The sequence below is a fragment of the Halomonas sp. 3D7M genome, from assembly GCF_014897885.1.
Taxonomy (GTDB): Bacteria; Pseudomonadota; Gammaproteobacteria; order Pseudomonadales; family Halomonadaceae; genus Vreelandella.
Genome location: NZ_JABUZF010000247.1, coordinates 84401 through 94953, shown reverse-complemented (window position 1 = coordinate 94953; position 10553 = coordinate 84401). Strand labels below are relative to the sequence as shown.

Below are 10553 nucleotides of genomic sequence, written 5' to 3'. Positions count from 1 at the left end.
GCGGCACTGCATGGCAGCAGGGGGGCGACTCCCGCCGCTGTGGCGGTGGCACTCATGGTACCGGTGGTGAACGTAATGTGCGTCGCAAGCTTTGTCGCGGCAGGGACGCTAGGCAGTGGAAGCCTTGGCCAAAGTGCCCTCGCACTGGCTAAAAATCCGCTGATTTTGTCCTGTCTAGCAGGTATCGGACTCAATCTTTCGGGGGTTGGCTTGCCCGGTTGGAGCGAGGATACCGTAGGGTTATTGGGAGGTGCGGCGCTGCCGTTAGGGCTCATTGCCGTGGGCGTGGCGCTGCGCCCCGCAGCACTGCTACGGCTTGATCGTGGCGTGATAGCGACGAATAGCATCAAGCTGCTGTTAATGCCTGCGGTGGTGCTGCTATTAGCGTGGCTGGTGGGGCTGGACCCTATCAGCCGTGATGTGGCGCTGCTGTTTGCAGCGCTGCCTACCGCCACATCTGCTTACATTCTTGCTCGGCAGTTGGGGGGGGATGCAGAGCTTATGGCGGCAATTATTACCGGCCAGACGCTGTTAGCGATGCTGACGTTGCCCGTTTGGTTGCAGCTGGTGGGGTAGTGTAAAAAAACTGTCTTAAAAATAAATAAAAAGTATTCGCATTTAGGTTGACGTGGTAAATGAGAATGATTATATTGTGATTGTCAGCGTTTAATGAGACGTTGGCAACCACGACAGAAACCGCCAGTTTCCTGTCATGGTTTCTCCCTCTCATTGCTAGTCACGGTCTTTTGCCGCTCCCTTGGAGCGGCTTTCTTTTTTTCTAGTGCCCGTGTTTGCTGAAACATTGGCAACCACGACGCTATTTCAAAGATCAGCGCCAGTTTCCTGTCATGGTTCCTCTTTCCTTGCTAGTCACGGTCTTTTGCTGCTCCCCTGGAGCGGCTTTCTTTTTTTATAGCGGCATCTTTCTTTGATCTCGGTGAATACCTCTTGTGACGTTTGGGCAGACAATAGGCGAATTGCCTATGCTGATCATCTATCCAGAGCCAGGAGACATGCCATGCGCGTTGCCGTTTTTAGCGCTAAGCCTTATGACGAAACCTTCCTTACTCGTGCTAATGCCTCGAATCGGCACGAATTAAGCTTTTTTGATGCGCGCTTGAACGTCGATACAGCGCCTCTCGCGAAAGGGTTTGAAGTTGTATGCGCTTTTGTAAATGACCATCTGTATGCGGACGTTTTAGAGCAGCTACACACGAGCGGCATACGATTGGTAGCACTGCGCTCGGCGGGCTTTAACCATGTTGACTTGGCGACGGCCGAACGGTTGGGAATTACCGTGGTGCGGGTGCCCGCTTATTCGCCTCATGCCGTAGCAGAGCACGCGGTGGCCTTAGTGTTAAGCCTGAACCGCATGACCTATCGCGCTTACAACCGAGTGCGCGAGGGCAACTTTGCCCTAGACGGACTGCTGGGGTTCGATCTGCATGGCAAAACCGTGGGCGTGATTGGCACTGGGCAGATTGGCTTGATCTTTGCCAATATCATGCATGGCTTTGGCTGCCGAGTAGTTGCCAGCGATCCTTTTCCAAATCCGAATGCCGAGCCGTTTGTGGAGTACGTGCCGCTGGCGTCGCTCTATGCTCAGGCAGATATTATCTCGCTGCACTGCCCGTTAACACCCGATACTGATCACCTGATTAACGCCGCGGCCATTGCACAAATGAAGCAGGGTGTGATGCTGATTAATACCGGACGTGGGCGAGTGGTTGACACCCAAGCGGTGATCGCTGGTCTGAAAAGCGGCAAAATTGGCCGCTTAGGGCTAGATGTTTACGAAGAAGAGGAGCAGCTGTTTTTCGAGGATCTATCGCACAAAGTGATCGATGATGACCAGTTCATGCGCCTGACGACCTTTCACAACGTACTGATCACTGGACATCAGGCATTTTTTACCACCGAGGCGTTGACCAATATCGCCGAGACCACACTGGCGAATATTGATGCCTTTGAAAGCGGTAGCGGTACGCTGCATCGCGTCGTTTACGATAAGCGAACGTAAACGACGCTGAGCTATCTTTAGTCGCTGTGTTTAAACGTCACGGCGGTAAATCAAATCCCATACGCCGTGGCCAAGTTTCTCGCCGCGGGCTTCAAACTTAGTTAGCGGGCGAAAGTCTGGGCGTGGAACGTAGGGCGCTGTGTCGGCGCTGGCGGTATTCGTATAGCCGGGTGCGGCGTCCATAACCTCAGCCATCCACTCGGCATAGGCTTCCCAGTCGGTCGCCAGGTGGAAGGTGCCGCCAGGTTTTAAGCGCGTACGAATCAGCTCAACAAACGCAGGTTGCACAATACGCCGCTTGTTGTGCTTCTTTTTCGGCCATGGATCGGGGAAAAAGAGCTGTAGCGTGGTTAATGAGTCTTCAGGCAGACACTGCTCCAGCACCGCTAAGGCATCTTCGCGGTAAACGCGCAGGTTAGTTAGGCCGCGTTTATCTACCTCATCCAGCAGCTTGCCCACACCCGGCGCGTGAACCTCGATACCGATAAAGTCGGTATCTGGGTGGCGTTCGGCTTGCTCGATGAGTGAGTTGCCCATACCAAAGCCAATTTCCACCACGCGCGGTGCTTGGCGGCCAAACAGGGTGTCCAGATCCTGACGCCCATCGGCAATCGTCAGTCCTAAGCGTGGCCAAACGTCTTCTAAACCGCGGCTTTGCGCTGGGGTCATGCGCCCTGCGCGAATCACGTAGCTCTTAATCCCCCGCCGGTGTAGCGGGGCATCAGCATTTTCAGGGCCTGTGGTGTTGCTCTCAGCGCCAGCAGTGTTGTTGCTTTCAGGCGTGGTGTCGTTCGTATCGGTCATGGTGTCTCTGTATCAGCCGTTAATTCGGCCTGCAAAAGGCGAAGAGGGATCGGCGCTCTGGCGGCGTGGCATACGGCCTGCTAAGAAGGCATCGCGGCCAGCTTCTACGGCCAGCTTCATGGCGTTAGCCATACGCAGCGGGTCGCGGGCGTGAGCGATCGCCGTGTTGAGCAGCACGCCGTCACACCCTAGCTCCATTGCCATGGCGGCGTCAGAAGCGGTGCCGATGCCCGCATCGACCAGCACGGGTACACTGCTTTGCTCAACAATCAGGCGCATGTTGTGTGGGTTTTGAATGCCATGGCCAGAACCAATGAGTGAGCCCAGCGGCATGATGGCGCAGCAGCCCATCGCTTCTAGTTCACGTGCCACAATGGGGTCATCACTGGTGTACACCATGACGTCAAAGCCATCAGCCAGCAGTGTCTCAGCGGCTTTTAGCGTCTCGACCACATTGGGATAGAGGGTGTGATCATCGCCGAGCACTTCCAGCTTGACCAGGTTATGGCCGTCTAGCAGCTCACGCGCCAAGCGGCAGGTGCGCACAGCGTCTTTGGCGTTGTAGCAGCCAGCGGTGTTGGGCAGCAAGGTGTAGCGCTGGGGGGAAATGACATCGAGAAGGTTAGGCGCATCGGCATCCTGGCCTAAGTTGGTGCGGCGTACAGCAAAGGTGACAATTTCCGCGCCGCTTTGGGCAATGGCCGCGCCGGTCTCGGTAAAGTCTTTGTATTTGCCAGTACCCACCAGCAGGCGGGAGCTGAACTCGCGCCCAGCAACGGTAAACGGTGTATCAGTCAGTGGCGTCATAGCGGTTCCTTTTGAAAGCAAAAACGGTGATGGGCTACGCTAGCCGCCGCCGATGGCGTGAACGACTTCTATCTGGTCGCCATTGGCTAAATGCGTTTGAGCAAGCTGGCTTTTGGGCACGATCTGTTCGTTAATTTCCACAGCGATACGGCGCCCGGTCAGGCCTAATTGCTCAATTAGATCAGCGGCGCTCAGGCCAGCTGCCAGCGTATGCGATTCGCCATTGAGCGTCAGTTGTATCGACTCATTAGGAGTAGGCATAACGGTAAGTGTCCCATTCGGTGAGGCAAAACATTGTCTATTGTAGCGGTTTCGCACCGCTCAAGGTATGTGACAACGTTAATCATCTCAGTGAAATATCGAGTGCGTATGTCGAGTACTTATCTCAAGTACTTCTCTCAAGTATTTATAACGAGTATTTATAACGAGTATTTATAAACAGGAGTAACGCATGCAGCGAGCAGACAAACCCTGGTGGTGCCTAGTCGCACTCTCAGGAGCATTAATGGTGATACTAGGCGCCTATGCGGCTCACGGGTTGGCATCGCGTACCAGTGCTGCCATGGTCGACATCGTTGAAACTGGCGTGCGTTACCAAGCGTGGCATACGTTAGCCATGTTAGCGGTACTGGCTTGGCGCAGCCAGTGCCCTCAACCAGGGCAGCGTATCGTGTTAGCGCTATGGGCGTTGGGTATCACCGCATTTTCGGGCTCGCTGTACCTAATGGCCCTAGTAGGGCTTAGCGTTGGTGTTGTAACGCCCATCGGTGGTTTGCTGCTGATGGCAGGCTGGTTAGGCTTAGCCGTCACTGCGCTGCTCAGCCGTTAGCGCAGTGGTTAGCCAGTTGGGCTGTCTGGCAGCGCATAGCTAGCGGTAATATGCGCAACTGGCTTAGTGTCATCGCTGGCAGAGAAAATCTGCACTTCGCCGACCGCTAAACGGCGGCCTAACTTGATGAGTTTGGCGTGAGCAACAATATCGTGCTCGCCGGAAGCGGCGCGTAAGAAATGGCAATTCAAGTCACTGGTGACCGCCATGGCTTCGGGGCCTATTTGCGCCAAAATGGCCACATACAACGCCACATCGGCAAAGCCCATCATGGTCGGACCAGACACCCTGGGGCCAGGGCGAAGGTGTTGCTCACCGATGGTTAGTCGTAGGGTGGCACTCATCGCACCAACGCTTTCAATTCTGCCCATCCGCTGGGGAAACACCTCATCTAAAAAGTGTTCAATCTGCTCGGCAGTCATTACGGTCATTATTATTGTCCTTTATAAAAAAGCCCCGAGGCATGCGCCTCGAGGCTGATGATACCGCAAAGCGCGTTTACTTCGCCTTATGTACCTGACGCCACGCGTGAAGTAGCGGTTCGGTGTAACCAGAAGGCTGTACGCGGCCTTTGAACACCAAGTCAGAGGCTGCTTTAAAGGCGGTTGAGCCTGCGAAGTCGGCGCTCATGGCCGTGTAGGTGGGGTCGCCAGCGTTCTGCTGATCAACCACTTTAGCCATACGCTTAAGCGTTTCTTCCACTCGCGGCGCATCGACAATGCCGTGGTGCAGCCAGTTGGCGATATGTTGGCTGGAAATACGCAGCGTAGCGCGGTCTTCCATTAGGCCAACGTTATGAATGTCCGGTACTTTTGAGCAGCCCACGCCATGTTCAACCCAGCGCACCACATAGCCCAGAATGCCCTGGCAGTTGTTATCCAACTCTTGCTGAATCTCTTCATCCGACCAGTTGGCGTTTTTGGCTACTGGCACGGTGAGCAGGTCATCTAAAAAGTCGGGTTCGCCTTGGACTTCCAGTTCGCGCTGTACGTCCGCTACGTTGACTTGGTGGTAGTGAAGCGCATGTAGCGTAGCCGCCGTTGGAGAAGGCACCCATGCCGTGTTAGCACCCGCTTTCGGGTGACCAATTTTTTGCTCTAGCATGCTATGCATCAGATCCGGCATCGCCCACATGCCTTTACCGATTTGAGCACGACCACGCAGGCCACAGGCTAAGCCTACCTGCACGTTGTTCTTCTCGTAGGCGGTGATCCACGCAGCGCTCTTCATATCGCCTTTGCGAACCATCGGGCCTGCTTCCATGGCGGTGTGCATTTCGTCACCGGTGCGGTCAAGGAAACCGGTGTTGATGAACACAACGCGAGAAGCCGCTTCAGCAATACACGCCTTCAAGTTGACAGTAGTGCGGCGCTCTTCATCCATGATGCCCATTTTCAGGGTGTCGCGGCTCATGCCCAGGATGTCTTCAACGCGACCAAACAGTTCGTTGGCGAACGCCACTTCTTTCGGCCCGTGCATTTTCGGCTTCACGATATACACTGAGCCAGCGCGGGAGTTGCGTGGCTGATCGGCGTCTTTCTTCAGATCGTGCAGTGACAGCAGCGAGGTCACTACCGCGTCCAGAATACCTTCCGGCAGTTCGTTGCCATTTTCGTCCAGGACGGCAGGCGTGGTCATCAGATGGCCAACGTTGCGCACGAACATCAGCGAACGACCTGGCAGTGTAACGGTGCTGCCATCAGTGGTTTGCCAAGTACGATCGGCGTGCAGCGTCCGCTTGAAGGTTTTGCCGCCTTTGTCGATGCTCTCTTCCAGGTCGCCCTTCATCAGGCCAAGCCAGTTGCTGTAAACACCGACTTTATCTTCAGAGTCGACAGCAGCAACGGAGTCTTCACAATCCATAATCGCGGTCAGTGCCGCTTCCACCACCACGTCTTTCACGTGAGCGGGGTCGGTTTTACCGATCGGGTGGCTGTCGTCGATCTGGATTTCCAGGTGCAGGCCGTTGTTAGTAAGCAGGATGGCTTCAGGCGCGGATGCCTCGCCGTTAAAGCCGATCAGCTTGCCGGAATCTTTTAGGCCGGTTTCACGACCGCCTGCCAGACTAACGACCAAGTGGCCATCACGAATAGCGTATTTCACCGCATCGCGGTGAGAGCCGGTAGCCAGTGGGGCAGCACGATCAAGCACACCACGGGCATAAGCGATAACTTTTTGGCCACGCTTCGGGTTGAAACTGGTGCCTTTTTCAGCGCCATCTTCTTCTGAAATCGCATCGGTGCCGTATAGGGCATCGTACAAACTACCCCAGCGGGCATTAGCGGCGTTTAATGCATAGCGGGCATTGCTCACAGGCACCACCAACTGCGGGCCTGCTTGAACAGCCACTTCACGATCTACATTGGCCGTGGTGGTTTTAACACTGTTGGGTGCATCCACCAGATAGCCTGCTTCTTTCAAGAAGCTGCGGTAAGCCGGCATATCGCTAACCGGGCCCGGATTTTCACGGTGCCAGACATCCAGTTTTTCTTGGAGCGTGTCGCGCTCTTCAAGCAGCTGGCGATTTTTCGGTGCCAAATCATGGAACAGGGCGTCAACGCCAGCCCAAAAGGTGCTTTCGTCGACACCGGTGCCCGGTAAAGCCTGCTCATTGATGAAACGGTCCAGGTCTGCTGACACCTGTAAACGGTGACGCGTGATACGCTCGCTCATGGGGTTCTCCTGTAAAGGTGCCCGTGGGATATTATCGTGCCACGGTCAGGGTAAATGTATATTTGTGGAAAATACTTCCACAACTGCGCGGGCATGTAAACAGCCGATGCCGTAAAGCAGCAAAATGCTCGACCAAATGATGAGAGCGGTAGTGGTCTCCGCTATCATTCAGCCAATGGATAGGTGGCGTTCACGGAGAGACGTTAATGCATAATTTCCAACACCTGGAAGGCTTGTTTAGGCAAGCAGCAGGCGAGTCATCGCTCTCTCAGCTTCGGCCGGGCGACACGCTAACGGACGCTGTGCATGACTATTTTCGCCACTACGGTTTAGAAACGCTACTAAACGATACCAGCGAAGTGCATGCGGGATTTATTGATACTGGACGCTTTGCTCTGTGGTGCCAAGTATGGAGCCCGCCTGTTCCCACTGGCACAGCGTTTGTGATTCACGGTTACTTTGACCATTTAGGCCTTTACCGCCATTTGCTCGGCTGCCTGCTGGCCAAAGGGTGGCGAGTGGTGTTGTGGGATCTTCCTGGTCACGGTCTTTCCAGCGGCCCACGCGCTGATATTGACGATTTTGACGACTATCAGCACTGCCTTGCGCATTTACAGGCAACATTACAATGCCAGGGCATGGCCCCTACGCCGTGGCTAGGTGTTGGGCAGAGTACGGGGGCGGCCATCTTGGCGACCGACGCGCTCACTCGTCGTGAAACGGCAGGCTGGGCCGGTATTGTGCTGCTAGCGCCATTGGTACGCCCCTGGCGCTGGAGCCAGTCTAGCTGGCTGCACCTGATTGCCAGCCCTTTTCTAAAGGAGCTACCACGTAAGTATCGCCCCAACTCCACCGATGAGCAGTTTACGGCGTTCCTACGTGACCAAGACCCGCTGCAACCGGAACGGTTAAGCGTCGCCTGGATAACCGCGATGCGACGTTGGATGCCGCGTTTGCTAGCATTGGAACCTAACCCGCTGCCGACGCTTATTTTACAGGGTGAGCAAGATCTTACCGTCGATTGGGAGTGGAATTTGGCGGTGTTGGAGGAGAAGTTTCCCAATGCCGAGGTCCACCGCCATCCAGAAGCACGACATCATTTGGTCAATGAGGCCGATCCCATTCGTGAAGTGTTGTTTGAAGCTCTGGATGGTTTCGTAGATAACGTTGTTGAGGGCGTTCAATAACGTAAATGTTTAAAGCGCTGGGAGGAACAAGCTGAGGCTAGGGCGCTTGCGCGCGCCCTGCCTCAGGCCTATTTTCGCTACTGAGTTTCGTTACTGAGCGTTCAGAAAGTCCTCCACATCGAGCAGTATCAGCTCATTATCATCAGCGCGTCCTTGCTGGCGGCCAATCGAGAAAGGGTAGTTGTTGTCATTGGCGACCACGATGGTGCTCTCATCGACGCGATCGACGTTCTCAATGGTCACGAAGGGAAAGTTAAAGGTGCCGTTGATCGTGCCGCGGGGCGCGATGCCATCTGGATCCTGGATGTTCATCAGGTCTATATAGGCGATTTTCTCAAGCACGCCCTGCTCGTCTGTACGGCCGAGGTCGATAAGATAGATGCGTTTGAACTCAGCGGGATTGTCTGCCCACGCTTCTCGCGGGTCACCCTGGCGGCTATCACGCTCGATAATCAGGCCGCGTGTTCCGCCAATGAGATTGAAATCGCCAATCGCATGATCCGCTGACTCCAAGGGGTAGTAGCGGGTTGTGTCGCCCCATTCTCCGGTTCCAGTATCGAGCTCGAACATTCTTAACACGGGGGTGCCATCAATGGTTTCCGGGGCGTTGGCGTTGCTGTCCCAGATCGGTTTTTCCAGCAAGGGATAGAGCGTTGTTTGGTCTTCGGAGAGCGCCATGCCTTCATAGCCGCCGGAGCGAAACACTACCACCTCACCAGCGAGAGACGAGCCAGGGTTCGGGGTGAGGGCAAAGGCATTGTCTGGTGAGCGCATCAGCGTTCCACTAGGGTTAGTGGCCAGCACTTGCAGCACTTCACCCTGATTATCGACCTGGATAATCCAGGGGCCGAACTCATCGCCAATCCAGTAGCTATCGCCCACCGGCTGTATCGATTCAATATCGAAATCAGCGCCGGTTAAAAATCGACCAGGCGTGGCTTCATTCATAATCGGGAAGGGCACTTTGCGGTTTGGGTCCGATAGTTGAACGGTCTCCTCGATGATGACACGCCCGGTGTCCCAGTCAGTCTTTATGATGTTAAACATCAGAATGACGTCAGAGGAGTTGGCTTTGGAGCCAAAGCCGTTATCGGTTAATACCAAGAAACGATCATCGCCTAGTGAGCGAATACCTGAAAACCCCTGCAATGGCTGGCTGGGGAAGGGGAGCGCTAAGCCGGTGGCTTGCATGTTGGTATACAACTGCTCAGCACGGCCCTCTGGGCCAGTAAAACGGCCTGAAACGTTGTAGTGCTCAGCGGCGCCGGAAGGAGCCGCTACAAAGCTACTGCCGGGTAGCTGGGCATGGCCGGACAATGTGGCGCTAAAATCCTGCTGGGCGTGCGCCGCACTGGTAAATACAAAGGCGAATAGGGCGGTCGCTAGTAACGGCTTAGTCATCACGGTTTCACTATTTAGGAAGAAAAAGTAGAGCAGTTTCAGCTTTTGCTAATTTTCACCCGTAATAGTGAAAGTTGAATGACAGAGTGCAGACGTTTTAATGGCGGCAAGCTTGCATATCGAGCCTAGCCGCTCATCAGCAAAAAACGCCTTGCTCAAAAGACACAAATGTTAAATGGTGAGGCTTTCAAACACGTTCTTATAAAGAGGAAATGGTAATGGCATCATCAGTAGCAAAAGTTCTCGTATTAGCGGGCAGTGCCCGTGAAGGCTCGCTTAACAAACAGCTCGCGAAGCTTGCCGCCAAGCGCATTGAGGCCTTGGGTGGAAAGGCTACCTTTATCGATTTAAAAGACTACCCTTGCCCGCTGTTCGATGAAGATATTGAAGCCCAGGGCATGCCTGATAATGTACTGAAGCTACGCGAAATACTGGCCGATCACCAAGCAGTGATGATCGCTTCGCCAGAGTACAACGGCTTTATCACGCCGCTGCTGAAAAACACACTGGACTGGCTGTCACGACCCTACCAGGATACGCCGGGGCTCAAGTTATTTGCTGGTAAGTGGGCTGCGCTGGTAGCGGCATCCCCTGGTGGGCTGGGCGGTATTCGAGCACTGCCCCTTGGACAGCAGTTGTTGGCCAACCTGAGTTTGATCGTACTGCCGCAGCCACTATCATTGCCGAAGGCAGGCAGTGCGTTTAACGAGTCAGGCGCGCTAAAGGATGAGGCGACGGGTGGAAAGCTCGACGCCCTATGCCAACGGCTTGTCGATGTAATGGCCAATCACCATCGCTAGGCACCTTTCAACAGCCTATCCAACTGCCGGTA

At 54.7% G+C, this 10553-nt stretch carries 11 protein-coding genes and 1 pseudogene (2 of these 12 running past the window's edge); 5 read left to right on the top strand and 7 right to left on the bottom strand.

Features of this window, described 5'->3' with window-relative positions; genetic code table 11:
* Positions 1 to 576: pseudogene (locus INT22_RS14900) on the top strand (AEC family transporter) (it extends 367 nt beyond the left edge of the window).
* 442 nt (positions 577 to 1018) lie between these two features.
* Positions 1019 to 2020, top strand: a complete 1002-nt coding sequence (locus tag INT22_RS14895) for a 2-hydroxyacid dehydrogenase (RefSeq protein ID WP_193059358.1) — start codon at positions 1019 to 1021, stop codon at positions 2018 to 2020.
* A 30-nt stretch (positions 2021 to 2050) separates the two neighbouring features.
* Here INT22_RS14895 and trmB read toward each other — a convergent pair whose 3' ends face one another.
* From trmB to thiS, 3 genes are read right to left on the bottom strand one after another with little or no spacing between them, the layout of a single operon-like run.
* Positions 2051 to 2824 (bottom strand): tRNA (guanosine(46)-N7)-methyltransferase TrmB, encoded by a 774-nt coding sequence (gene trmB / locus INT22_RS14890; RefSeq protein WP_193059359.1) that lies wholly within the window; start codon positions 2822 to 2824, stop codon positions 2051 to 2053.
* Positions 2825 to 2836: 12 nt separating this feature from the next.
* Positions 2837 to 3631: a thiazole synthase gene (locus tag INT22_RS14885; RefSeq protein ID WP_193068496.1), complete on the bottom strand. Its 795-nt coding sequence runs from the start codon at positions 3629 to 3631 to the stop codon at positions 2837 to 2839.
* A gap of 39 nt (positions 3632 to 3670) precedes the next feature.
* Positions 3671 to 3892 carry a sulfur carrier protein ThiS gene (gene thiS, locus INT22_RS14880; RefSeq protein ID WP_009723207.1) on the bottom strand — a complete coding sequence of 74 codons (222 nt, stop codon included), beginning with the start codon at positions 3890 to 3892 and terminating at the stop codon, positions 3671 to 3673.
* A gap of 190 nt (positions 3893 to 4082) precedes the next feature.
* On the opposite strand from thiS, the gene INT22_RS14875 reads away from it, so the two are divergent.
* Entirely contained in the window at positions 4083 to 4460 is a 378-nt protein-coding gene (locus INT22_RS14875; protein ID WP_193068495.1) for a DUF423 domain-containing protein, read from the top strand.
* A gap of 8 nt (positions 4461 to 4468) precedes the next feature.
* On the opposite strand, the gene INT22_RS14870 is transcribed toward INT22_RS14875, so the two are convergent.
* Positions 4469 to 4891 (bottom strand): PaaI family thioesterase, encoded by a 423-nt coding sequence (locus tag INT22_RS14870; RefSeq protein ID WP_038479517.1) that lies wholly within the window; start codon positions 4889 to 4891, stop codon positions 4469 to 4471.
* Between the two features lie 67 nt (positions 4892 to 4958).
* The gene (locus INT22_RS14865; RefSeq protein WP_193068494.1) at positions 4959 to 7133 is read right to left on the bottom strand and encodes a malate synthase G; all 2175 of its coding nucleotides are present in this window, start codon (positions 7131 to 7133) and stop codon (positions 4959 to 4961) included.
* A 206-nt stretch (positions 7134 to 7339) separates the two neighbouring features.
* On the opposite strand from INT22_RS14865, the gene INT22_RS14860 reads away from it, so the two are divergent.
* The gene (locus tag INT22_RS14860) at positions 7340 to 8320 is read left to right on the top strand and encodes an alpha/beta hydrolase (RefSeq protein ID WP_089040270.1); all 981 of its coding nucleotides are present in this window, start codon (positions 7340 to 7342) and stop codon (positions 8318 to 8320) included.
* Positions 8321 to 8410: 90 nt separating this feature from the next.
* Here the strand turns inward: INT22_RS14860 and INT22_RS14855 are convergent, their stop codons facing one another.
* Entirely contained in the window at positions 8411 to 9721 is a 1311-nt protein-coding gene (locus INT22_RS14855) for an esterase-like activity of phytase family protein (RefSeq protein WP_226912776.1), read from the bottom strand.
* 218 nt (positions 9722 to 9939) lie between these two features.
* Between INT22_RS14855 and INT22_RS14850 the strand changes: the two genes are divergently transcribed.
* A complete protein-coding gene (locus INT22_RS14850) occupies positions 9940 to 10521 on the top strand; it encodes an NADPH-dependent FMN reductase (RefSeq protein ID WP_193068492.1) in 582 nt (193 codons plus the stop codon).
* A gap of 15 nt (positions 10522 to 10536) precedes the next feature.
* On the opposite strand, the gene INT22_RS21150 is transcribed toward INT22_RS14850, so the two are convergent.
* Positions 10537 to 10553, bottom strand: part of the annotated coding region (locus INT22_RS21150; RefSeq protein ID WP_226912775.1) for a YifB family Mg chelatase-like AAA ATPase (this coding region is incomplete at its 5' end). 859 nt of the annotated region lie beyond the right edge of the window; 17 of its 876 annotated nt are in view.

Coding starts and splice junctions, on each gene's coding strand:
- INT22_RS14895 (WP_193059358.1), top strand. CDS start 1,019: ATGCGCGTTGCCGTTTTTAGCGCTAAGCCTTATGACGAAACCTTCCTT.
- trmB (WP_193059359.1), bottom strand. CDS start 2,824: ATGACCGATACGAACGACACCACGCCTGAAAGCAACAACACTGCTGGC.
- INT22_RS14885 (WP_193068496.1), bottom strand. CDS start 3,631: ATGACGCCACTGACTGATACACCGTTTACCGTTGCTGGGCGCGAGTTC.
- thiS (WP_009723207.1), bottom strand. CDS start 3,892: ATGCCTACTCCTAATGAGTCGATACAACTGACGCTCAATGGCGAATCG.
- INT22_RS14875 (WP_193068495.1), top strand. CDS start 4,083: ATGCAGCGAGCAGACAAACCCTGGTGGTGCCTAGTCGCACTCTCAGGA.
- INT22_RS14870 (WP_038479517.1), bottom strand. CDS start 4,891: ATGACCGTAATGACTGCCGAGCAGATTGAACACTTTTTAGATGAGGTG.
- INT22_RS14865 (WP_193068494.1), bottom strand. CDS start 7,133: ATGAGCGAGCGTATCACGCGTCACCGTTTACAGGTGTCAGCAGACCTG.
- INT22_RS14860 (WP_089040270.1), top strand. CDS start 7,340: ATGCATAATTTCCAACACCTGGAAGGCTTGTTTAGGCAAGCAGCAGGC.
- INT22_RS14855 (WP_226912776.1), bottom strand. CDS start 9,721: ATGACTAAGCCGTTACTAGCGACCGCCCTATTCGCCTTTGTATTTACC.
- INT22_RS14850 (WP_193068492.1), top strand. CDS start 9,940: ATGGCATCATCAGTAGCAAAAGTTCTCGTATTAGCGGGCAGTGCCCGT.